The organism is Paenibacillus sp. FSL P4-0176, assembly GCF_037975265.1.
GTDB lineage: Bacteria > Bacillota > Bacilli > Paenibacillales > Paenibacillaceae > Paenibacillus > Paenibacillus amylolyticus.
In genome coordinates this window covers 4,777,848-4,802,406 of sequence record NZ_CP150242.1, presented here as the reverse complement: position 1 = coordinate 4,802,406, position 24,559 = coordinate 4,777,848, and the positions used below count along the sequence as shown (strand labels likewise).

Annotated in this window: 21 protein-coding genes; 18 read left to right on the top strand and 3 right to left on the bottom strand. The window is 45.9% G+C overall.

Annotation, left to right across the window (positions count from 1 at the left end; all coding sequences use genetic code 11):
• Positions 1–9 precede the first annotated feature (9 nt).
• The 11 genes from MKY95_RS22315 (at position 10) to MKY95_RS22265 (ending at position 14,982) form a co-directional block, all read left to right on the top strand.
• Positions 10–1,845 carry a sensor histidine kinase gene (locus tag MKY95_RS22315; RefSeq protein WP_036674969.1) on the top strand — a complete coding sequence of 612 codons (1,836 nt, stop codon included), beginning with the start codon at positions 10–12 and terminating at the stop codon, positions 1,843–1,845.
• The gene (locus MKY95_RS22310) at positions 1,842–3,473 is read left to right on the top strand and encodes a response regulator (protein WP_076318960.1); all 1,632 of its coding nucleotides are present in this window, start codon (positions 1,842–1,844) and stop codon (positions 3,471–3,473) included. The genes MKY95_RS22315 and MKY95_RS22310 overlap by 4 nt, the downstream gene beginning before the upstream one ends.
• A 28-nt stretch (positions 3,474–3,501) precedes the next feature.
• The gene (gene nagZ, locus MKY95_RS22305) at positions 3,502–5,130 is read left to right on the top strand and encodes a beta-N-acetylhexosaminidase (protein WP_036674971.1); all 1,629 of its coding nucleotides are present in this window, start codon (positions 3,502–3,504) and stop codon (positions 5,128–5,130) included.
• A gap of 275 nt (positions 5,131–5,405) precedes the next feature.
• The gene (locus MKY95_RS22300) at positions 5,406–7,661 is read left to right on the top strand and encodes a stalk domain-containing protein (protein ID WP_036674972.1); all 2,256 of its coding nucleotides are present in this window, start codon (positions 5,406–5,408) and stop codon (positions 7,659–7,661) included.
• Between the two features lie 338 nt (positions 7,662–7,999).
• Complete coding sequence (locus MKY95_RS22295) at positions 8,000–8,464, top strand: Fur family transcriptional regulator (RefSeq protein ID WP_017687564.1); 465 nt, start codon at positions 8,000–8,002, stop codon at positions 8,462–8,464.
• Between the two features lie 2 nt (positions 8,465–8,466).
• A complete protein-coding gene (yidD, locus tag MKY95_RS22290) occupies positions 8,467–8,718 on the top strand; it encodes a membrane protein insertion efficiency factor YidD (RefSeq protein WP_017687565.1) in 252 nt (83 codons plus the stop codon).
• Positions 8,719–9,136: 418 nt separating this feature from the next.
• The gene (metG, locus tag MKY95_RS22285; RefSeq protein WP_076318961.1) at positions 9,137–11,197 is read left to right on the top strand and encodes a methionine--tRNA ligase; all 2,061 of its coding nucleotides are present in this window, start codon (positions 9,137–9,139) and stop codon (positions 11,195–11,197) included.
• Between the two features lie 312 nt (positions 11,198–11,509).
• A complete protein-coding gene (locus tag MKY95_RS22280) occupies positions 11,510–12,511 on the top strand; it encodes a zinc ABC transporter substrate-binding protein (protein ID WP_076319013.1) in 1,002 nt (333 codons plus the stop codon).
• Positions 12,512–12,610: 99 nt separating this feature from the next.
• Positions 12,611–13,369 carry a metal ABC transporter ATP-binding protein gene (locus MKY95_RS22275; RefSeq protein ID WP_036614907.1) on the top strand — a complete coding sequence of 253 codons (759 nt, stop codon included), beginning with the start codon at positions 12,611–12,613 and terminating at the stop codon, positions 13,367–13,369.
• A gap of 46 nt (positions 13,370–13,415) precedes the next feature.
• On the top strand, positions 13,416–14,219 hold the full coding sequence (locus tag MKY95_RS22270; protein WP_017687569.1) for a metal ABC transporter permease: 804 nt from the start codon (positions 13,416–13,418) through the stop codon (positions 14,217–14,219).
• A gap of 49 nt (positions 14,220–14,268) precedes the next feature.
• Positions 14,269–14,982 carry a cytochrome c biogenesis protein CcdA gene (locus MKY95_RS22265; protein ID WP_036614418.1) on the top strand — a complete coding sequence of 238 codons (714 nt, stop codon included), beginning with the start codon at positions 14,269–14,271 and terminating at the stop codon, positions 14,980–14,982.
• 146 nt (positions 14,983–15,128) lie between these two features.
• Here the strand turns inward: MKY95_RS22265 and splB are convergent, their stop codons facing one another.
• Positions 15,129–16,199, bottom strand: a complete 1,071-nt coding sequence (gene splB / locus MKY95_RS22260) for a spore photoproduct lyase (RefSeq protein WP_036614416.1) — start codon at positions 16,197–16,199, stop codon at positions 15,129–15,131.
• A 192-nt stretch (positions 16,200–16,391) separates the two neighbouring features.
• On the opposite strand from splB, the gene mntR reads away from it, so the two are divergent.
• The 3 genes from mntR to MKY95_RS22245 all read left to right on the top strand — a co-directional run bounded on the left by mntR (position 16,392) and on the right by MKY95_RS22245 (position 19,733).
• Complete coding sequence (gene mntR, locus MKY95_RS22255) at positions 16,392–16,820, top strand: transcriptional regulator MntR (protein WP_036614415.1); 429 nt, start codon at positions 16,392–16,394, stop codon at positions 16,818–16,820.
• 209 nt (positions 16,821–17,029) lie between these two features.
• Positions 17,030–18,640, top strand: coding sequence for a family 10 glycosylhydrolase (locus MKY95_RS22250; protein WP_036614413.1), 1,611 nt, complete (start codon positions 17,030–17,032; stop codon positions 18,638–18,640).
• Positions 18,641–18,731: 91 nt separating this feature from the next.
• Positions 18,732–19,733: a patatin-like phospholipase family protein gene (locus tag MKY95_RS22245; RefSeq protein WP_036614410.1), complete on the top strand. Its 1,002-nt coding sequence runs from the start codon at positions 18,732–18,734 to the stop codon at positions 19,731–19,733.
• A 61-nt stretch (positions 19,734–19,794) separates the two neighbouring features.
• On the opposite strand, the gene MKY95_RS22240 is transcribed toward MKY95_RS22245, so the two are convergent.
• Positions 19,795–20,127, bottom strand: a complete 333-nt coding sequence (locus MKY95_RS22240; protein ID WP_036614407.1) for a hypothetical protein — start codon at positions 20,125–20,127, stop codon at positions 19,795–19,797.
• A 5-nt stretch (positions 20,128–20,132) separates the two neighbouring features.
• Positions 20,133–21,125 carry a DUF1385 domain-containing protein gene (locus tag MKY95_RS22235; RefSeq protein WP_036614405.1) on the bottom strand — a complete coding sequence of 331 codons (993 nt, stop codon included), beginning with the start codon at positions 21,123–21,125 and terminating at the stop codon, positions 20,133–20,135.
• A gap of 213 nt (positions 21,126–21,338) precedes the next feature.
• Between MKY95_RS22235 and MKY95_RS22230 the strand changes: the two genes are divergently transcribed.
• The 4 genes from MKY95_RS22230 (at position 21,339) to efp (ending at position 24,398) form a co-directional block, all read left to right on the top strand.
• Positions 21,339–21,917, top strand: a complete 579-nt coding sequence (locus MKY95_RS22230) for a YqhR family membrane protein (protein WP_036614402.1) — start codon at positions 21,339–21,341, stop codon at positions 21,915–21,917.
• A gap of 76 nt (positions 21,918–21,993) precedes the next feature.
• Complete coding sequence (gene aroQ / locus MKY95_RS22225; RefSeq protein WP_036614400.1) at positions 21,994–22,437, top strand: type II 3-dehydroquinate dehydratase; 444 nt, start codon at positions 21,994–21,996, stop codon at positions 22,435–22,437.
• Positions 22,438–22,476: 39 nt separating this feature from the next.
• Complete coding sequence (locus MKY95_RS22220; RefSeq protein ID WP_036614396.1) at positions 22,477–23,550, top strand: Xaa-Pro peptidase family protein; 1,074 nt, start codon at positions 22,477–22,479, stop codon at positions 23,548–23,550.
• Between the two features lie 290 nt (positions 23,551–23,840).
• Complete coding sequence (efp, locus tag MKY95_RS22215) at positions 23,841–24,398, top strand: elongation factor P (RefSeq protein WP_036614394.1); 558 nt, start codon at positions 23,841–23,843, stop codon at positions 24,396–24,398.
• Positions 24,399–24,559 lie beyond the last annotated feature (161 nt).

The window sequence follows — 24,559 nt, the reverse complement described above, 5'->3', positions numbered from 1 at the left end:
GAACGGGATATGAACTTGCGAATGAAGCTGGCTTTGGCATTTCTGCTGCTGATTATTGTACCGATGTGTGCGCTGGGCATTGGCATGTTTCTGGTCACATCACATACGATTGAGAAAAAATACAATCAACAGGCCGAATATGCGCTTCAGGCCATCAGCTACAATATCGAGAATGTATTTCAGCAGATTAATAATGTGACCGACAACGGGATAGCGACATCGGTTTTTCAAATGGCGTTGAATGCCAAAGATCCGACCAAGCAGGATCTGGGAACCGGTAATCAGTTATCCCTGAATGCCAGCCAGCGCAATTTCCGTTCCCTTCTATATAATTATCCGTTCATTAGTTATGCCTTTTTATATGATTTGCGTTCGTCCGAGAACAACCAGATTGTCTCCATTTTCACCAAAGAAAATTTTCAAGCCCTTCCTTTTCAGCAATTCAAAGTGCATCCCTTATTCAACGAAATTCAGCAACTTAATGGCGTGCCTAAATGGCTCGCACCTCTGGAATATCCCGAATTAACCGGGGTAGAGCCTGTCTTCACCCAGATCAGACTGGTCAAAGAACTCAGTTATTTTCAAAATATCGGCGTGCTTGTTGTTCAGATCAAAAAAGGAGAGATCGACCGGATCTTCCGTCACCTGCAAATCAGCGATTCGGCACAGGATACATCATTCCTGTTAATTAATGAAGAAGGGCTGATTGTCTATGATCCTGCAGGTATATATAACGGTGAGAACATGCAAAACCTTGGTGCTGAATCCAGCCGTTACGGTCCTGGCTTTAGTAGCGTCAGAACGGTCTTTGACGGCAAGGAGAGCATCATTTCACAATATCATCTGAAGAACTATAACTGGAGTCTCGTCAGTGTGACTTCATGGGAAGCCTTATCTGCGGAAACCAATGCCTTTGCAGGTTGGTCTGTCATCATTATTCTGTCATGTCTGCTCGCAGCGATGATCTTTAATCTTTTTTTCATGAATCGCATTACGGGTAACATTGCTGTACTTGTAAGGTTTATGCGTCGTGTGGATGATGGTGATTTTAATGCAAGGGTGGAAGGAAAAGGGTTCGATGAAATGCAGCTGCTTGCGCAAGGGTTCAATGAACTATTGGATCGGATCGGGGGATTATTCCGTCGTGTTCGTGCAGAGCAAGAGCAGAAGGCCCAAGCGGAACTACGTGTATTACAGGCCCAGATCAAACCTCATTTTCTGTTTAACACATTGGAATCCATTAATGGATTAGCGCTGCGTGGGGAGGGCCGTAAAGTAAGCGAGATGGTGACCAGACTTGGCAATATGCTTCGTATCAGCATTCAGGATCAGGAGGAGATTCCGCTGGGTGAGGAAATAAGACATTTGCAGAGTTATCTGGAGATTCAACAGTACAGGTTCAGTGATTTGTTCACCTATGAGATTGACATTCCACCCCATCTATACAGCTCAATTCTGCTTAAGCTTACCCTTCAGCCTCTGGTGGAAAATAGCATTCAACATGGGTTTGAGGGGATCACCTATCCAGGTGTACTGCGGATAAGCGCATATGCAGAACGGGGTCATCTGGTGTTATGTGTTGAGGATAATGGGATCGGTATTCCCCAGGAAATGCTCGCACGATTTGAGTATATGGCAGAAGATCCACCGGAAGATATGCTCGCGGAAGGGGCGGAATCATTATCGTCCATAACGGAACGCAGGGGATTGGGATTACGAAGTGTGGCAGATCGAATTCGTATTCAATACGGGGCCGGGTATGGCATATTTATATGTTCAGCACCGGGGTATGGCACAGTTATTCGATGCATCATTCCATTATATGAGCAGGAGGAAGCCGGATGAATCTGACTGCAATGCTGGTCGACGATGAGCTGCCGATTCTGGAGAATCTGAACTACATTTTACCCTGGGAAGAGATGGGGATTGAAATCACAGGTACAGCGAGAAGTGGTGTAGAAGCGCTGGGGAAAGTAACAGAAAGTCATCCGGACATTCTCTTGTGTGATATTCGAATGCCGTCTATGGATGGATTGGAACTTATTCGTTTGCTGCGAGAGCAGGGTGAAACGTGTGAGATTATTTTGCTGACCGGGTATCAGCAGTTTGAATATGCTCGAACTGCTATCAAGTATAACGTACATGAATACATATGTAAGCCCATTGATTATTTGAATCTGGAACATAAACTGCGTGAACTTGCCGGACAGATCCAGAAGAGACGTCTGGAAAACGAATCGCAACGTTATCGCAGCCAAGAGATGGAAAGCTGGATCAGACACAAACAGTTGATTGACCTGTTGCGAGGAGAAGCACCGTTGAAGGTTGCCTATCCTGCCTCTGTTCCTGAATTCATAACAACTGCTACACCGTATACGTTGCTGCTGGTGGATGCGGTCGGTTATTTTCGCCATTCTATCGGCTGGTCCGAGCTTCAGCACCAACGATGGCATGAGACCTTAAGTTCCAGACTTAGGGAAGTAGCAGAGAGAATTGAGGGGGACTGTCAGATTCTTTCGACTCGCAAAGGGGAGTGGTGCATCTTGCTGGAGGCATCAGGTGAGTGGAAACGTCGCTCAGAGGAACTGGCCCATCAACTGTGTCTCGAATTAAATGCGATATTGTCCTTGGATTCAAGTGTGAAGGTCAGGGTTGTTCAGGGTGCTGTGCCCGTGAACCTGGAAAGTGAAATTCTGGAGCGATACCGGCATTGTCAAAAAATACTGATGTCCCATTCGGAGAGTGAAGACAAGGTGCTGAAGGCGAGTTGTCCCGAAACCACCTTATCGTATGATCATACGGCCTCCAAAGGGGCTAACTCATGGATTACAAGAGAAGATCTGGAGCTTGTTACTCGGTGGATTCGTCAAGGGAACAAGCAGGGGTTATGTGATGTATTGGAGCGGCTTAAACAGCAAATGGGGAATTCAGGACAATCCTTCAACAGGATAGATGAAACCAATCTTCGGTTTATGCTTGTACACGTGCTTCGGGAACTGCGTGAAATACAGGCCCTCGCTGAAGAGCACGAAGTGAACTTTTGGAATGCACTGCAAGGAGCTGTATCCATGAGGGAACTCCTTGAACTTGCAGAGGTCGTTACCCATGCCTCTCAGGGCAAACAAACGCAACCACGTCCTTCTGTATCGGAACTGATCCTCTCTGCATGTGAGTATATGGACGCACGGCTGCAACAGGACTTGGGAATAGATGAAGTCTCAGATTGGCTTGGAATCAGCCCGGGATACTTTTGCCAGCTATTTAAAACCCAAATGGGTGTTACTTTTGTGGAATATATGACGCAGAAACGGATGGAAAGTGCCGCTTTATTGTTGAGTACAACCGAATGGAGCATAACAGCGATTGGGGAAGCAACAGGGTTCAAGGAGCGCCGTTACTTCTCCAAGGTGTTTCATAAACACTTTCACATGAAACCCTCAGAGTACAGGCAGAGTAAACAATTGGGTTTGTAGTACCAAGGGAAACGGGAGGAGAGGTCGAATGAAACCCTTGAATGATCTGACATTGGAGCAAAAGGTAGGACAATTGTTGATGTGTGGATTTCACAGTCAGCACGCAGATGAACAGATTACTCGTTTAATCCGTGACTATCACGTCGGGGGTGTCATTTATTTCCGGCGTAATGTCGAAAGTGTAGATCAATTGACACGGCTATCCGCCGAACTGCAAGAGATGGCTGCTGAAGCAGGGGCTCTACCACTCATGATTTCGGTGGACCAGGAAGGTGGCATGGTTGCACGGATTGACCAAGAGGGAATGACCCAAGTGCCGGGTAATATGGCGCTTGGTGCGACAGGCAATGCGGAATATACTCTGGAGTGTGCTCAAATTCTGGGTCGTGAGTTAAAAAACATCGGTATTGATATGAACCTTGCGCCAGTGGTCGACGTGAATAACAACCCGCTTAACCCGGTTATCGGTGTGCGTTCGTATGGTGAACATGCTGAAAGTGTGGCCGCTCATGGCGTAGCAGCCATCACCGGATATCAATCACAGGGCATAGCTGCTACTGCCAAACATTTTCCTGGACATGGAGATACCGCTGTAGATTCTCATCTTGGTATGGTTACGGTACCTCATGATCGAAACAGGCTGGAACAGATGGAGTTGTTACCGTTCCGTAAGGCGATTGAGGCCGGAGTTGATGCTATTATGACAGCTCATGTGATGTTCCCTTCGATTGAGCCCGAGCCCATTCCGGCTACGTTGTCACATAAGGTGTTAACGGGTCTGCTACGTGAGGAAATGGGTTTTGAAGGCATTATTATTACAGACTGTCTTGAAATGCATGCAATATCCAAACCCTATGGGGTAGCTGAAGCTGCTATTCGTGCTGTGGAGGCAGGAGCAGATCTGATTCTGGTGAGTCATACCTTGCAAGATCAGGTTGCTGCGCTGGAAGCCATTGTGGAAGCAGTTCGAACGGGCCGGATCTCGGAAGAGGTTATTCATCAGGCGGTTGAACGCATTATGACATGGAAAAAAAAGCGCTGTGGCCAGCAGAATGATCATCTGGTTTCGCCGAAAGCGAGTGAAACGGTCGAAGCAACCGATGTTGAACCTGTTGATTGCACTAAACCCACTGAGCCCAACGAATTGACGTTGTTCAAGATTGCTTCAAGCAGTATTACCATCGTTCATAATGATGGGCTGTTGCCGTTGGACCCAGAGAAGGGCGTATATGTCATCTGGCCTGAGGTTGTGCAACGGACAGAGGTGGATGAACCATGGTCCCATACAGAATCGTTGGGTATGGCGTTATCGCAGCTGCGAGGCAGAGTTCGTGAGCACAAAATTACAACGCAGCCCACTTATGATGAAACAGATCGGATATTGGCTGATGTGTCAGATAGTGAACAAGTTATCGTATGTACGTACACATCGGCAGGTCATCTTCCGAAAGGGCAACAGTTTTTGGTTGAAAAGCTTAGTGAAAATCATTCGCTGATTGTAATTGCTCTGCGCAATCCATATGATCTGCTGGAGATTTCGAGGCCGGGAAGTTATGTGTGTACGTATGAGAATACACCTGCAGTTGTTCGGGTACTGTCCCATGTGTTAACCGGTGGACTGCAGCCAACAGGAAGTCTGCCTGTCCGTTTGCGCTAGACCTATTTAATCCTTACATCTCTCTGCGATATGGTGCTGATTGACCATCTCCTGGAGAGATTTTTTTGTTGGAATTTTCTATTGGTTAATTTTGGAATATGAATGCCAAAAAGATAATTGATAGATAACTATTTTCATAGTATTTTCCTTCTATTAAAAGTTTACAATTCTCCTCTTAACTTTTTAGCAACTTTTCCCGGTTCCAAGCGTCTAATAATATGACTTTTTGAGGGGGATATTTATAAAATGGGAGCAGAAGGAGCCAAAGACAAAGAATGAATTTGAAGAAGAAATTGTCCATACTTACCGCTTTTGCTGTGTTTCAGGCGTTTGCAGTGATTCCTGCCAATGCACAATCAGCAGATCAGAGCGATACTACATCAGTGAATACAGCCAAAGTTAAATCCGTGGAGGTTGTGAAGAAAGAACAGACCATCGCGGAATCCGAAGTGAAATCCGGAACAAACACTCCAACATCAAATAATGAAACAACTGAAGAAGTGAACCCTCCTGAGACAGATGTTCCTACAGGAACAGACGCGACTCCTGTTGAGCCGGTAATTGAACCTATGGACGAAGAAGGTACAGCTGAGGAAACACCAGCACCTGCACCAGTAGAAGTGGAGCAACCATCTACAGGCGGTTCATCTGTTGCTGGAGGCCGGGGTGGAGACCTCACTCTTTATATGAACAGTAATAAAATGATGCAAGATGGCAAAACATATCTTGCTGGACAGCCGATGGCTGTAAAAAATGGTGTATCCTATGTAGCGATCCGTGCTCTCGTTGATCGGGTTGGCTATGATGTCAAATATGATAACACAACTAAAGAAACGATCATTATTAGTGGTGAAGATGAGCTGCGTTTCAAAACAAACAGCAAGATCTATACCGTTAATGGTGTGTCCAGAACGATGAAGGGCGCGGCTTATCAACAAAAAAATACGTTCATGGTGCCGTTGACTTCAATTACACAGGCTCTGGACATTACGTATAAAGTAAATCAATCTGCCAAAACGGTTGTATTGAATCTGAGTACCAAACCGGTGGCAAGCTTCACGGTACAAAAAGAGGTCTTTGCCGGAGACCAGGTAACCTACACAACCAGATCCAGCTCTCCCAAGGGACTCAGCATTGTAGATGAGCGTTGGACAGGCCGTCAGGATTCATTCGACCAACCAGGTGTATACACAGTAACCTATGCGGTCCAGGATTCAAGTGGTCAATGGAGCGATCCGTATTCGGTTACTATTAAGGTTGAAAGACCGAATTTGCCACCTGTGGCAATGTTTACGACAGATAAAGAAGAATACAAAATGGGTGAGAAAATCACTTATATTGATCAAAGCACAGATGATGAGAATGCAATTGTAAAAACCGAATGGGATAACAATGCACTTGCATTCTTTGTTCCAGGACCGAAGACCGTAACGATTACAGTTACCGATAAACATGGTGCTAGCAATAGCTATACCAAGATGATCAATATTACGGGAGAAACACTTTATAGTGTGACTGACTTTAATCAATTGTTCACACCAGTCGGTGAGAAGTTCACTTTTGACGGTGGTGGAGTACCGGCATTGGAGAAAGTACCTTTCACTTATTATGATGAACCAAGTCTGCTGATCCGCAGTAACAGCCCGGAAACCGTGAATACGGAAGGCATTGTGTACAAGGAATCTTCCTTTGGACAGACACGCTTCATGATTCACCATGTGAACAACACGGGCAAAAGCGTAAAAATGTATGTTGTAGCGACAAACAACAATGCATACACGGCATCCATTGACCAGCAAAACATGGGTTTTGCAGGACCGTCTCCTTTTGCAACGGTAGCTGGAAAGCTGTCGATTGACCGTTGGTTCCAGTCGATGCAGAATGGTACCGGACAAAAGAAAGTGTACATCCAGCCAGGAGAAAGCAAGCTTATTCTTAATGATCTGAGCGTTCTTCCGATGAAACAGGGACAAGTCATTTCCTTGTATTCGGATGTATTCAGTGACTATGAACTGGATTACAACATTATCATGATCGAAGAAAACAAGGACCCGATGGAAGTGTTATCGAGCCTGCCGGTTCTGGATCGTGATGGAGTTCACAACCGTGGTACCTATCCAAATGCAACACGGATCATTACGTATGATCAAGAAGTAGGGTCGAAACCTGCACGTCTTCCACTTGGAGACAATGCAAGTGATCCAAACCTTGTAGGAACGGACCCTATGGCTTTCACTGAAGCGTCCAACGCGGGTAACTTCGGTGTATTGTACAAAATTACATTGAATAATGTTGCTCCGCGCACGTTGATTTCATTCAACCCTCGTGGAGGCAGATATTCAGGTGTGGCACTCGTGAATGGACAGGTCGTTCAGATTTCCACAGGTAAATCTGTAACTGCACCTAATGAGCAAAGTGTTATGTATCGCACAGGTTCGTACGGCGAGAGTGTAACTATTCTCTTCTCGGCGGCACCAGGAAGTAACTTGCCTGTTAACCTGCTGTTCACGCCGCTTCCGGCTGAAAAGTAATACCATGAACATGCACGGACGGTTTGGAGTGAAAGCTTATATCATATATACCCGTTCACCCCAAAAGTCGCCCGAACGATTGATCATCTGAACCGTCAGGAAGGGACTCCATCAAAATGTAATGTCATTAGCTCAAGCTAGACTAATGGCAATGCATGTGCATGGAGTCCTTTTTATGTGATGTTAAAATGACTTAACCCGGTGTCTTCGTTGACTCTAATCGTAATTTGATGCATTATTAGAGGTATACAAGAAAGCAAAAGTTTTTGCTTTTGCCGAATAAACTGTCGCTCTATGAATGATGCAAAATGCTCGTATGACAGGAGGTGCTTTAGATCATGCTGTCGACAGAACAGATTATTTCGACCATGTCCTCACAGGGGCTTCGCATTACCGATCAGCGGAAAACACTGGCCCGGTTATTTGCTGAGTCTCCCGGGTATCTTACACCCAAGGACGTCTATGAATATATGGGTAAGACATACAGCGGACTGAGTTTTGACACAGTATATCGTAATTTGCGGGTGATGCAGGAACTGGGTGTACTGGAACAGGTCATCTTCGAAGATGGCGTTAAATTCAAAGCGCACTGTAGTGAAGATCATCATCACCATCATATGATCTGTCTGAAGTGTCAGAAGACATATCCTATTATTTTTTGCCCGATGCAGCTTGCGGATGCGCCTGAGCAATTTCAGGTTGTGGACCACAAGTTCGAGGTATTTGGATATTGCAAGGACTGTGCTGAGCATGCTCCGGCCAAAGCGGCATCGGGACATACGCACGCTCATGGGAAGCACTGACCATGAAGTTATCGCGCAGAATTGCTCAGGCACCCATTCGGGTGTACCGCAACTATATCTCTCCATTAACACCGCCAACATGTCGGTTCTATCCGAGCTGTTCGGCTTACGCCATGGAGGCGATTGAAGTGCACGGTGCGCTCAAAGGTTCGTTGTTAACAGCGAAACGTATTGCCAAATGTCACCCGTTTCATCCAGGCGGTGTAGATCTGGTGCCACCAAAGGCGGAGAAATCCATGATGGTATCAGAGTAACGATGTAGCTTGAAGTATTCGGGTGGCCTGGAAGCAGGCCAGGATTGAACTTGAGTATGCTGTCCACTTGACAAAGGGGTCCGCATTTCAGTATATTTTTCCTATATGATTTCCAGTGAAGGGATAAGTACAGACACACCCCCAGTGCAGAGAGCCGGATGAGCTGAGAACCGGTCTGGGAGGAGGATGGAATATGGTCCCGGAGGAACCTCTTTCGAGCGTGCAGACAGTGATTTCAGAGCTGCTGTCGTAAGGCTGAGGCGTGATCCAGCGTTAATGGGCGGTCGAAGGACCGACAGAGCCTGTGTTTTGTGAAAAACATGGGGAATTTGGGTGGTAACACGTGAGAGCAACTCTCGTCCCATAGGGGCGGGAGTTTTTTGTGTTCTTTTTTAGTTGTTTTGGACGAAGGGATCACATGAAGCAGGAACATTTGAAGGAGGAGAAGTCATTCATGGCTGACCAAAAAACATTTTATCTGACAACCCCGATTTATTATCCGAGTGACAAATTGCATATTGGGCATGCGTATACAACTGTGGCGGGAGATGCGATGGTTCGTTACAAGCGTCTACGCGGTTATGATGCTCATTATCTGACAGGAACCGATGAACATGGCCAGAAGATTGAGCGCAAGGCACAAGAGAAAGGACAAACACCGCAAGCTTTTATCGACGATATCGTTGTGGGGATCAAGGAACTGTGGAACAAGTTGGACATTTCCAATGACGACTTTATCCGTACAACCGAAGAGCGTCACAAAACCATTGTTCAGGATATCTTTGACCGTTTGCTGAAACAGGGAGATATCTACAAAGGTGAGTACGAAGGCTGGTACAGCATTCCGGATGAGACGTATTACACAGAGACTCAACTGGTGGATGTAGAGAAAAATGAGAAGGGTGAGATTATCTCGGCCAAGAGCCCGGATAGCGGACACCCGGTTGAATTGGTCAAAGAAGAATCTTACTTCTTCCGTATGAGCAAATATGCAGATCGTTTGTTGAAATATTATGAAGAGAACCCGGGCTTTATTCAGCCGGAATCCCGTAAGAACGAGATGATCAACAACTTCATCAAGCCAGGTCTTGAAGATTTGGCCGTATCGCGGACTACATTTGAATGGGGCGTCAAAGTTAAAGACGATCCAAAACACGTGGTTTATGTGTGGATTGATGCGTTGTCCAACTATATTACAGCACTGGGCTACGGTTCATCCGATGCATCCCTGTATAACAAGTTCTGGCCTGCGGATGTTCATCTAGTAGGGAAAGAAATTGTTCGTTTCCATACGATCTACTGGCCAATTATGTTGATGGCGCTGGACTTGCCTTTGCCGAAGAAAGTGTTTGCACATGGCTGGTTGTTGATGAAGGACGGCAAGATGTCCAAATCAAAAGGCAATGTCGTTGATCCAGTGACTCTGATTGACCGTTACGGTCTCGATGCACTGCGTTATTACCTGCTGCGTGAAGTACCGTTTGGTTCCGATGGTACCTTTACACCAGAGAGCTTCGTAGAACGTGTTAACTCCGACCTCGCAAACGATCTGGGTAACTTGTTGAACCGTACCGTTGCCATGGTAGACAAATATTTTGAAGGCAAAGCCCCTGCGTTTGCATCGAATGTAACGGAATTTGATGCTTCGCTGGAAGAAGCAGGCCATGCTACGGTGGAAAAAGTGGAACAGGCGATGGAAAACCTGCAGTTTTCCGTAGCACTGACAGCGATCAGCCAGTTTGTCAGCCGCACCAACAAATATATTGACGAGACGCAGCCATGGGCGCTGGCTCGTGATGAAGCAAAACGTGATGAATTGGCATCCGTTATGGCTCACCTGATCGAAAGCTTGCGAATTGCTTCGATTCTGTTGCAACCGTTCCTGACACGTGCTCCTCATAAAATCTGGGCACAGCTCGGCATTCAGGAAGGTGAACTTACGGCTTGGGATACAGCCAAGCAATGGGGTCTGGTTCCAGCTGGAAACGCATTGCAAAAAGGTGATCCAATCTTCCCGCGTTTGGATTCCGAACAGGAAATTGCTTATATCTCCGAAGCAATGACTGGTGGCCAAAAAGCGGCACAGCCTGAAGTAAGTCAAGCAAATGCTGGAGCTTCAGCAGCTGTTGAACCTGTAACTGCACCTGAAGGTACCGAAGAGATCGGTATTGACGATTTTGCCAAAGTTGAACTGCGTGTCGCGCAAGTCATTGCCTGCGAACCGGTCAAAAAAGCGGATAAGTTGCTGAAATTGCAGCTCGATCTGGGTTATGAGCAGCGCCAGGTTGTATCTGGAATTGCGAAGTTCTATTCGCCAGAAGAGATGGTTGGACGCAAAGTCATCTGTGTGACCAACCTCAAACCGGTGAAACTTCGTGGTGAACTGTCTCAGGGAATGATCCTTGCAGCATCGCATGGCGACCAGCTTACACTTGCTACAGTACCAGACAACATGCCTAATGGCGCACAAGTGAAATAAGAATTTAGTTATGAAATTGATTCAAATTCTGTCATAAAAATGACTCAAGGTGGCCCGATGTAATTCGGGCCCCTTTTTTTGTTGATATAAATCGCATCTTAAGGGAAGAGAACAAGCATATACTGTTATGAACTCCGTACTTCAGGAAAGAATGAATAGGACGGGATAGCTTGACAAGTAGGTTCAGGTTACCTATAATTCTTTCAGTAATGTTTACGATTAAGAGATGCGGAGTGAATCATAATGACATTTTATAAAGTGCAACATCAAGCTCAGGATAACCGGATAGGGAAGACGAGCAAAAGAGGCAACATGAAGTTACTGTGGACGGGTTTGCTTATTCTCACTTTGCTGGTATTGTCAGCGTGTGGGCAGGATAGTTCCAATAATGCGAAGATTGTGGAAGGCAAGGTAAACGTCGTGACGACATTTTATCCTGTATATGCTTTTACGACTGCAATTGGTGGTGAGGATGCCAATGTTATTAACCTGCTGCCAACGGGAGTAGAGCCACATGACTGGACTCCGAAGAGTCAGGATATCGTTAATACGTCCAAGGCACAGCTGTTTCTCTATAATGGAGCTGGACTGGAAGGATGGGTTCCGAATTTCCTGAAGTCGCTGAATAGCGATACACAGGTGAAGTCTGTTGCCGTCAGTGAAGGTGTTAAGCTGTTAACTGCTGAGGGTGATGATGGGCACGGTCACGGCGAAGAGCACGAAGACGAGCACGAAGACGAGCATGCAGATGAACATACTGATGAGGCTGCAAGTGAAGATGTCGCTGATCATCATATTGATCCACATACGTGGGTTAGTCCGAAATCAGCCATGATCATGGCTGAAAACATCAAAAATAGTCTGGTCGAGGCAGATCCTGATCACAAAGCAGGTTACGAACAACGTTATGAAGAGCTTCGTACCAAGCTTGAGACGCTGGATCAGCGTTTTACAGATGAATTGGCTAACGTACCAAACAACGAAATTGTTGTCTCGCACCAAGCGTTTGGCTACCTTGCACGTGATTATGGATTAACCCAGCATGCCATTATGGGACTTTCCCCGGATGCTGAACCGACAGGACAGGATATTGTGAAGCTTGCGAAACTCGTTAAAGATGAAGGCATTAAATACATTTTCTTCGAAGAGCTGGTATCTGACAAATTGGCGAAAACATTGGCAAGTGAAGCAGGAGTGGAGACCATGGTCCTTAATCCGGTTGAGGGATTGACCAAGGAGCAGGCAACAAACGGGGATGATTATTTCACCCTCATGGAGAAAAATTTGCAAAATCTGCTGATCGCATTAAAATAAGATATAATGAAGAATTCAGAGCGAAGAGTCTTTACCGTTCACGGTGAAGGCTCTTAGGACGCTATGGGATTCTTATATATAATGAAGGGCGGCTTTGCCATGCAGCAAATCATGCCACTATGTCATGATCCAATTATAGAGATCGAGAAACTATCATTTTCCTATGGGGACCAGCGAGTGATTGAGAATCTCGATTTTATGGCCCAGGAACGGGACTTTGTCGGGATTATCGGTTCCAATGGGGCTGGTAAAACGACATTGCTGCGCATGCTGGTAGGACTTCTTCCTCCTGCGCAGGGAGATATCAAACTATTCGGACAGTCGATCCGGAGGTTCAAGGACTGGGACCGAATCGGGTATGTGCCTCAAAAGAATGCATTTAACCCGTTGTTCCCTGCGACCGTTCGTGAAGTGGTCATGTCAGGCTTGTATAATAACAAAAACATGTTCCGTCGTATGTCTCGCAAATGTCAGCAACAGTGCACGGATGCGATGCAGGTCATGCGGATCGAGGATCTGGCGAACAAACGTATTGGTCAATTGTCCGGCGGACAGCAGCAGCGTGTATTTTTGGCACGAGCGCTTATCAATCACCCGGATCTGTTGATTCTGGATGAACCTACCGTAGGTATTGATGCTGAATCACAGGCCAGTTTCTTTGAACTGATTACCCATATGCATGAACATCACCGAATGACTTTTCTAATGGTGTCTCATGATATGGATCGGATGGAGAGTTATCTGGGCTCTGAAGCTGTGGTAACGAATGGCAAAATTAATTTTCATGTCCGTCATTCGCATGAGGTACAGGATTGTGCTGAGACCAATCTGCAACATACCACTGCACAGGTACGCTAGCCGTATTCCATTAGATTAGAGTAAGGCCGAAGGAGTCGTGTTTGTTTTGGAAATATTAATGAGTGATTTTTTTCAGCGTGCCCTGGCGGGTGGGTTGTTAATTGGCATTACCGCTCCGTTAATCGGACTGTTCCTCGTCTTACGGCGGTTATCCATGATTGGAGACACCTTGTCTCATGTGACCATTGCCGGTGTTGCACTTGGATTCCTGATTGAAGTGTATCCCATTGCGGTAGGCTTGATATTTGCCGTGCTTGCTTCATTTGCGATAGAGAAATTGCGCAAAGCGTACAAGAGTTACGCCGAATTATCGATTGCCATTATCATGTCCGGTGGCGTGGCCCTTGCTTCCTTGTTCTTCACGCTGGGCAAAGGATATAATGCAGATGTCATGAGTTATTTGTTCGGCAGTATATATACGTTAGACGCTACGGATCTGAAGCTTGTAGGTGTGGTTACGCTGATCGTGGTGATTGTAGTGGCATTGTTACATAAGGAATTTTTCCTGCTTAGCTTTGAGGAAGATGCGGCAGCGGTTACAGGGTTGCCTGTGAGAATTCTGAACATGTTGATCACTGTGATGACAGCACTTGTCATAAGCACGGCGATCAAGATTGTCGGTGCGCTTCTGGTGTCAGCGCTATTGACGATTCCGGTAGCAGTCAGCCTGTTGATGGCCCGAAGTTTCAAATCCGCTATTATTTTGTCCGTGGTGATTGGCGAAATTGCCGTAGTCCTTGGACTGGTTGTAGCAGGTATCTGGAACCTCGCACCTGGAGCAACGATTGTATTATTGCTGATCATGATGCTGATTCTGACGATGATTGGAAAAAAAGGGTTCCGAGCCTGACGACTGAACGAGAAAGCACGTGAGCCCGGGGAAGGGAGACATCCGCTTCATGCCTGATGTTAATGTATGGATGGCTTTTGTAGCAGGTTTAGTCTCATTTATATCACCATGTTGTCTTCCGCTGTATCCATCATACCTCTCCTACATTACAGGTATGACGGTGCAACAATTGAAGGATGACCGCAATCAGCGCGAAGTCCGCTTTAAGACCATGACGCATACGCTGGCATTTATTTTAGGCTTCTCGGCTGTATTTTATTCGCTTGGCCTGGGTGCAGGACTGTTTGGCCAATTTTTCAATGATAACCGTGAACTGATTCGGCAATTGTCTGCGATTTTGATTATGCTTATGGGGTTGTTTTTGCTTGGTGTGTTCAAGCCACAGTTTCTGATGAAGGAACGCAAGCTGGATATGAAATGGAAACCAGCAGGCTATCTGGGCTCTTTTATATTTGGTATCGGTTTCTCAGCAGGGTGGTCGCCGTGTATTGGCCCTATTCTAACAGCAATCATTGCTATGGCTGCAAGTGAGCCCACAACCTGGCTGGCGCTGATTACAGGTTATACGGCAGGGTTTGCAATCCCGTTCTTCATTTTGGCCTTTTTCATTGGTTCGACACGTTGGATCTTACGGTATTCCAATGTCATGATGAAAGTTGGGGGAGCATTAATGTTGTTCCTTGGGGTATTGCTTTTTACAGATCAGATGACGAAGATTACGATCTGGTTGCAGCAGATTACACCAGACTGGATGATCATTTAAGCGGATGAACTGAATTTGAATTAAAAAATGCATGACAAAGCAGGCTACATGTCACCAGAGTCACTCTGGGTCATGTAACCTGCTTTTTAATCGTTTGTTAGGAATGCTTTTAACTGAATATGATTTTGGGCAATCCTGTTGTTCGTTTAGGTGAAGTAATCAATACTGGCTAGTGGGAAATGTTCAAAGATCCGTTCCGTAATGAATTCGCGCAGCGCATCTTGCTGGTCATCCTTATACACATACTTGTACTGACCCCAGCGGCCCCATTTCATCTTACGTTTCTCGATATCCATCTCCAGCTTGGTTTTAGGATAACGTTTCTCAATGGTTGCTTTGGCCGTTTTGGTAAAACGGTGCTGGATCATCTCAAAGGTAAGATCCTTGGTTGCTTCCTCTGGAAGCGTATCTGCCAGCTTCTGCAACAGATCCGAGTATCCTTCTTCCCAGCCTTCATACCACATGATCGGAGCGATAATGAATCCCAGGGGATAACCGGCGTGTGCAATTTTGCCAGCAGCTTCAATGCGTTCCTCAAATCTGGAGGTAGCCGGTTCAAAGTTTTTGATGACATAATCCGAATTGACACTAAACCGGATACGGGTGTGGCCGTTATGTTTAAGGTTCAGCAACGGATCAACGTGATGATATTTGGTTACAAATCGCAAGCGCCCATATTCTTCTTCCGCCATAAAACGAATCAGGTCACTTAAATTCTCCGTGATATGCTCGAGTCCTACGGGATCAGACGTACAGGCAGCTTCAAATCGTGTAATTTCAGGCGCGCGTTCTTCAATGTATCCTTTGGCAGCCTGAATGATCTCCTCGGTATTGACATAGACACGGACATAAGGTTTCGCACCAAGTGTAGTTTGAAGATAACAATAATGGCAGTGCCCCATACAGCCTGTAGAGATGGGAATGGCATATTCCGCTGAAGGTTTCGACTGGTCAAACTTGAGTGTTTTGCGCACACCGACGACCAGAGTACGCTTTGCCATCCGATATTTTTCTTGTTCGGTTTCACCCGGCAAGTTTGTGATTCGGTTATGGGATGTGGTCATCTGATAAGGTATGTTTTTGGATGTCACCCATTCCATAATCCGTTTGCCCTTATCATATTCCAACGCACCGGGTTCAAAATACACCAAATCGGGAATAAAGGGTTTAGTACCTTTTGCTTTACGAACTGGCGGTGAGGCTACACTTGTACTCACGAAATCACTCCTTTCGATGCGGAACTTTGCTTAGTTTGCCTCATTTGGGGAGAAGTCACGCCTGCCAATTACTTGTGTAACAGCGCGCTCCGAACTGTACAGGACTTGCCAATGCGTATTGATAACATGTATCATTATAAGATAGGGACCAGGCACGAATAGGGGCCGGTCAGAGAGAAAAGAGGGAAGCAGATGCCAACGCCCAGTATGGAAGATTATTTGGAGCGTATATACAAATTAATTGATGAAAAGGGCTATGCTCGTGTGTCTGATATAGCTGAAGGACTGGAAGTACATCCTTCATCGGTGACGAAGATGATCCAAAAGCTGGACAAAGACGAGTACCTGATCTATGAAAAGTACCGCGGACTGGTGCTTACGCCAAAAGGCAAAAAGATGGGCAAACGTTTGATGGAGCGCCATCATCTGCTTGAACAATTTTTGACAACGATTGGTGTTCAGGAACAAAATATCTACAATGATGTTGAAGGCATTGAACATCATCTGAGCTGGGACTCCATTACATGCATCGAGTCCTTGGTTGAATACTTCCGTCAGGATGAGAGTCGGTTGCGTGACCTCAAAAACCTTCAGGACGTCATGAGTAATACGGAGTCTTAAGTTTCAGCAGTGGAATACACATGGTGATCTACAATGAATTGTATCCTGTGATCAAAGGATGCTTCTTGCCGTTTCAATGGCAGGAAGCATTTTTTTGTGTGCAATCACACCATAATTTGGTGATTTTCGCAACTAAACGAACGGTAGGAGCGTCTATTAAACTAGTAGAATTTACCGCAAATTTATAATGATTTTGGAGGATTGCACTAATGAACGTTCGTAAAGGATTGATGCTGCTGCTCATTTTTGTACTTGGATTACAGACAGCAGGCATGACGGCACAAGCAGCCGGGCAGAAGGAAATCGCTATTTTTCTAGACGGAAACCGTTTGGAATCGGATGTATCACCCTACATCTTGCCCAAAGTAAATGTAACGATGGTGCCTCTGCGTGTTATTAGCGAAGGACTGGGTGCGTCTGTTCTATGGTCTCAAGCCACTCGTACCGTGACCATTCAGAAATCCGATTCGGTCATCTCTATGACAAGCGGACGCCAACAGGCGACTGTGGATAACGCTGTAGTTGGTCTGGATGCATCGGTTGAATTGAAACAAGGTCGGGTCATGGTACCCATTCGTTTCGTCAGTGAGAACCTGGGCATTCGAGTGAACTGGAATCAGTCAGCCCAGACTATTGATCTGTACACAGGAGACGAATCAGGCCCAACTCCTGAACCAACCCCGGCAACCCCAGCGGAGCCTGGAGGCACGGGCACTGTACCAGCTTCTGAAGAGATGCGGGGAGCCTGGATTTCCACTGTGAATGGAGACTGGCCTACATCCGGTGCCAAGGGAAATGTAGAGAAGCAAAAACAGGAGTATACAAAACAGCTAGATACGTTGCAAGGTATGGGCATTAATGCCGTATTTGTCCAAGTGAGAGCTAATGGGGATGCCATCTATCCTTCAGGTCTGGTACCTTGGAACAGCGTATTGACAGGAACACAAGGTAAAGATCCTGGTTATGATCCCCTCGCCTTTATGGTTGAGGAAGCACACAAACGGGGCCTGGAGTTCCACGCCTGGTTTAATCCGTTCAGAGCAACGAACTCAGCGAGTACGTCAAACTTGGCTGCAAACCACATCTCCAAGCTTCATCCAGACTGGATTGTGAATGCGTCTGGCAAAATGTACATTAACCCGGGTATCCCGGAAGCCAGACAGCATATTATCGATACGATCATGGAAGTGGTCAATCAGTATGATATTGATGGCGTACATCTGGATGATTATTTCTATCCGTCCAATGTGACTTTTAATGATGATGCAGCCTTCAAAACCTATAACACATTGAATACCAAAGACCGTGCTGAATGGCGTCGGGACAATATCAATCAGTTCGTTAAGCAGCTCGGGCAGAGCATTCACAGCGTGAAAGCTAACGTTGAATATGGAATTAGTCCATTTGGTGTGTGGCGTAACAAATCTGTTGATCTGACAGGTTCTGATACCAAAGCAGGAGTAACCGCGTATGACAGCATGAATGCAGATGTGCGGACATGGATTAATCAGGAGTGGATTGACTATGTTGCTCCTCAGGTATATTGGAGTATGACATTGAACGTAGCCCGATACGACAAAGTTGTCGACTGGTGGGCGAATGAAGTGGCTAACACAAATGTAAAATTGTATATCGGTCACTCTCCTTATAAGTTAGGTACGCCAGAGATCGGCTGGCAGACATCACAGGAGATCATCGATCAGCTGAACTACAACAAGAAGTATTCTTCGGTTAAAGGGGATATATTCTTCAGTTCACAGTACCTGACGAAGAACCCTCTCGGCTTGATTGCCAGATTAAAAGCCTACTATGGTCTATAAAACATTTTAACAATACAGTGATAAGACAAACCCTTGTTCTCATAGAGTGGCAGTAGAAACGTGGCTGCCTGGAGAACGGGGGTTTTTTGTTATGTTAATTAACGCGGTGTTTGAAGGTGGAGGCGTCAAAGGGATCTCGCTTGCAGGTGCTGTGCAGGGTGCTCAAGACTGCGGCATTCAGTTTAATCGAGTGGCAGGCACATCATCCGGTTCCATTGTAGCTGCTCTGCTAGCGGCCGGTTACAGGGCCGAAGAGATGAAAGTCATTATTGAGAATACCCCCTTTGTTTCATTGCTGCGTCGTTCCCCCATATTTAATACCCGATGGATCGGACCCGCGGCAAGGCTGTTCTTGAAGAAAGGACTATATTCGGGAGAAGCGCTGGAATCATGGATTCGCAAGATGTTGGAGCAGAAAGGGATTCGCACATTCGCTGACTTGCCACAAGGTAAGTTGCTTATTACCGCATCCGATATATCCAATGGGACCATTCTGGTGTTGCCAGACGATATTCGGCGGTTCGGCATTGACCCTGCGAAGCTGGATGTTGCAAAGGCGGTTCGTATGAGTTGCAGTATCCCGTATTTTTTCGATCCGGTAGTCATACGCAAATCACCAGTATTCTCCAAAGGACTTCCTTTTCAAGATCAGTTTGTGTATGTCGTGGATGGTGGATTGCTTAGCAATTTTCCGTTGTGGCTCTTCGATGGTGATCGTTCCGAACGAGGAGGAGACGTCATTCCGGTTGTCGGATTCAAAATGGTGGGGAAGACGGAAGTGGAACCTGCCCGGATTAAAGGACCGCTAAGCATGCTTCAGGCCCTTGTAGAGACGATGCTCACAGCACATGATGAACGCTACATCGAACAGATTAACCGGTTTCGCACAGTGAAGATACCAACGCTTGGCATTAAACCGACGCAATTTCATTTATCGTTACAGGATAGCACAGCCTTATATCGATCAGGCGCAACCGCAGGGAACGAGTTTTTCAATGGGTGGAATATGAAAATGTATGATGAACAGCTGGACAAACAAAGAAAAGAATTGCGCAAGAAACAGGCAGAAGCTCCACCTCTGATTCCTGTATAAACGTGAAAAAAGCAATTCTCCGCATGTTGGGAGAATTGCTTTTTTGGTTGTTCAGTACCTTTTAGTGAAATTTCGGTATATCTTCATCGCTTTTCCCTTTTTGTCCCTGAATCACTTGGAAAGGATAATCCTTGCGTTTCTTTGAAGAGCCGCTGCTCTTTCTGGCACTGGACTGTGCATTGACTTTTGCCATGGTTCGTGCCGATGGCTTAATCTTTGGTGATTTGGTTTTGCTTGCCCAGCGACGAGGCGGATATTTGTACAGCAGGAATACGGCTCCGAACACGACCAGAGGAATAATGATCCTGGATGGACTAGCGTTCCCCAGCCAAGTCAAGACTCCAACAGCAGCTAGTGCGATGAACGTCCAAAATAAGATTGCCTGCTTGTTCATATCATTCACCCTTTCACAGGATCGAGTGTTGCAACAGGTACTTCTGACGTAGCAGAGACATTGGCAAGCTTGGCATCCAACTCACGCATGCGGTTAAACGAAGCAATGGATACTTCTACCTGTTCGTTGGTCGGCTCTTTTGTTGTCAGCAATTGCAGCCACAATCCCGGGTATCCGAGATAACGCAGTACAGGAATATCACGTACTGAATTCGTGAGCTTTAACAGTTCAAAAGAAATGCCTAGCACAACTGGCAATAACAACAGACGCTGACCCATCCGTTCCCAGAGGTTATCGTACGTGAAGAGGGAGTATAGAAACACTCCAATAATGACAGTCAACATAATGAAACTGCTTCCGCAGCGGTAGTGCAGTCGGCTGTACTTTTGCACGTTCTCCGGTGTCAGTTCTTCACCAGCTTCATGTGCGCTGATTACTTTGTGTTCCGCTCCATGATACTGGAAGAGACGTTTAATCATCGGCGTCTGTGAGATTAACCACAGATAAGCGAGTAACAGGATCAGCTTAATGCCGCCTTCCAGTAAATTATGCAAAAACTGATTGTCGAATGCATTTTTGAATAGAAAATTCTCGATAACAACAGGAAGCAATGTGAGCACAACTTTACCAAAAAGGAATGAAAGGATGGCAACGGCGGTCACACCAATGATCATGCTAAGGCTCCAGCCCGAACCTTCTTTCTCTTTTTGATTGGCTTTCTCTTCCGGTTCCAGTTCATCATCAGCATAGGCGTCAGCAGAATAATTGAGATGTCTGCTACCTTTGACACTTGAATCTATAATGCTGACAATTCCGCGTAATAAAGGAATCCGCCGCAATTTCGTGACCCAGGACTTGTCTTGCTTGGGAACTTCCAGATACGTAATTTCGCCGTCTTTTCTACGAACAGCTGTAACGTTGACATGTTTCCCACCGAACATTACGCCTTCAATGACAGCTTGCCCCCCATAGCTGACAGGCTTGGATTGTTGAGGCAAATTATTCACCTTCCTATTCTGTTCTAGGCCTTCGCGATCAAAGGCAGTTTAATAACCCTATTGTATCGAATTTTGAGACCAATTTCTAGTTTGTGAGTCAAACCTTGAAGGATGTTGTTAAGATTGTCCTGTTTTGAACATACTACCTCGTAGAATCGGAGCGGAAATTCGAGGCATAATGCGGGATTATCAACTGAATGAAGGAGAATATCGATGACAGAACGTAAGCATGAAGATACATCACAAGATGAAGGTCAACGTAAGAAAGAACGGCAGCCAAAAGACAAGGGCAGGCGCCCTACCCAGAGGCAAGGTCAAGCACACTACTATACGAAGCCATTTTCCTTTGCATTAGAGCTTGGCTTCTTTGCCGGTTTTATCTGGGGTGGGCTACATTGGCTATTCTATCTGTTGCATTTTACGATTGTACCTGTCGGATTTCTGGCCGAGCCTTTTTTCAAACATGAATATATATATACCGCAGCAGGACATTTGACAGGCTGGCTGTTTTTTATCGTCTTTTCCATCTTGGCATCCTTACTCTACACGTTCACGATTAGAAAACTGAAAGGACCGTTACCCGGCATGGTATATGGAATCGTCTGGTGGCTGATTCTCTTTATACTGGTCGGACCAAAACTGGGGATGATGAAACCTTTGAACGGTTTAACGTGGGATTCAATCATCACGGAACTCTGTTTCTTTTTGTTATGGGGGCTGTTCATTGGTTACACGGTAGCCATGGAGTACACGGACGAACGCAAACGCGAGCCGGAGCAAGCGGGGGCATAGCGCAAAAAAGCTTCTCAATCCGGCAATGGCTGTGTTAAAATAGCAGATGGTTATTTGCAGAGAGGGTGGAGCAGCGATGAAACGAATTATTGTGATCAATGGTCCGAACCTGAACATGCTTGGTGTACGCGAACCGGGCATCTATGGAACGCTTAGTCTGAAGGATATTGAGGACAAAATTCGCAGACAGGCTGATGAAATTGGCGTCTCCATCGCTTTTTATCAATCGAACCATGAAGGGGACATCATTGACCGCATTCATGCAGCGATGGGTGAGGCAGACGGAATAATACTGAATGCCGGAGCATTTACCCATTATAGCTATGCTATACGTGATGCAATCAATGCTGTAAAAGTCCCTACAGTGGAAGTACATCTATCCAACATTCATGCACGCGAAGCGTTCAGACATCATTCAGTGATTGCAGCGGAAACAATCGGGCAGATTGCCGGATTTGGCGAAGTAAGCTATGAACTGGGATTGCTGGCTCTTGTGCGTCATCTGGACAAACAAACCTGAGCCGGGAACCCGGGAATGTGAGAGAAAGAAGGGTTACCGATGGAAAACAAACGAGTAAATAAGTTGCGTGAAGCCATGCGTGAGCATGAACTCACTGCAATGCTGATTACAAACCCGATTAACCGTCGTTATATGACGGGTTTTACAGGCTCGGCGGGATATGTGCTAATTACGGAACAGGATGCATATCTGCTGACTGATTTCCGTTATATGTCACAAGCGCCTCAACAAGCCAAAGGATTCACCGTTGTGGAGCATGGAGCCAAGCCGATGGATACAGTGCGTGAACTACTGGCATCCGCAAATATCAAAGAAGTGGGCTTCGAGCAGGATAGTGTCACATTTGGCACGCATTCCGCTTATGCTGAAGCACTTCAATCTATCGAACTGAAAGCTGTATCCGGGATCGTGGAACAACTTCGTATGTTCAAGGATGAAGATGAGATCGCGGTTATGCAGAGAGCAGCAGATCTGGCGGATGCCACGTTCAGCCACGTTTTGCAGTTTGCAAAACCAGGTATGACGGAGCGTGAAGTGGATCTGGAGATGGAGTTTTTCATGCGCAAGCATGGAGCAACGTCCTCTTCGTTTGACACCATTGTAGCATCGGGTGAACGTTCTGCTATGCCTCACGGTGTAGCGAGCAGCAAGGTCATCGGACAAAATGAGTTAATTACATTTGACTTTGGTGCACTTTTGGACGGATACTGTTCAGATCTGACACGTACCATTGCAACAGGTACACCTGTACCTGAACTGCGCAAAATTTATGACATTGTACTGGAAGCTCAGTTACATACGCTGGAGAACCTGAAACCGGGCATGACCGGACGGGAAGCAGATGCATTGGCTCGTGATATCATTGCAGGTCACGGATATGGAGATCAATTCGGACACAGCACAGGCCACGGTCTGGGTATGGAAGTTCACGAAGCTCCTCGCTTGTCCAAGCTTAGCGACGATGTATTGAAACCGGGTATGGTCGTTACCGTTGAACCGGGTATATATATTGACGGGCTTGGCGGCGTGCGTATCGAGGATGACGTAGTGATTACCGAGACGGGTATTCATATTCTCACGAAGTCGGACAAGAAGTTCACCGTAATCGGCTAAATTACAGCCACAGGGATATAAGACGATTTTTAATGTGTTATTTAAATTGAAAATAAGAAATTTCACCATAACAGAGAGTGCAGAACCAATCTGAAGAAGCGAAGCGTTCGCCTTTATCACCGGATTTTCCCATTGATAATGGGATCAAAAAAATCTGGGGATAACAGCGATCAGAGGATGGTACTGCAATCGAAGTGAACGAGGTGGCCATTCTTGGGCTCATTTTACATATAACATTAACCCATCGTCTTATATCACCTACTTTTTAACCATATCAGGAGGGATTTTTTGTGATTTCAGTAAACGATTTTAAAACAGGCTTGACCGTGCAAGTAGATAACGATATCTATACCGTACTTGATTTCCAACACGTTAAACCAGGTAAAGGCGCTGCCTTTGTACGTTCCAAATTGAAAAACCTGCGTAACGGTAACACTGTTGAAAAAACATTCCGTGCAGGCGAAACGATTGGTCGTGCCATTATTGAAAACCGTGGCGTATCCTACCTGTATGCAAGCGGTACAGAGCACACGTTCATGGATAACGAAACATATGATCAGTTCACATTGACTAGTGAACAACTGGAATGGGAATTGAACTTCCTGAAAGAAAACATGGTCGTTAAGATTGTTAGCTACCAAGGTGAAATTCTCGGAATTGACTTGCCAACAAGCGTTGAGTTGAAAGTCATCGAGACTGAGCCAAGTGTTAAAGGTAACACTGCACAAGGCGCTACCAAAAATGCAAAAGTGGAAACAGGCTTGAACGTACAGGTTCCTTTGTTCATTAACGAAGGTGACGTTCTCCTGATTGACACACGTGAAGGTAAATACTCTTCCCGTGCGTAACTTTCACAGCTTGTAAGCTAAAAAAGGTTATTAACAACCCTTTGCCATTCCTTTGGCAGAGGGTTTTTTCGAAAAAAGATTAGCCTATCAGGCGCTTTCGTAATATACTGGGTTAAAGTCATTTCTCGTAGAGAATAATGACGATGGACATTAATTATGCA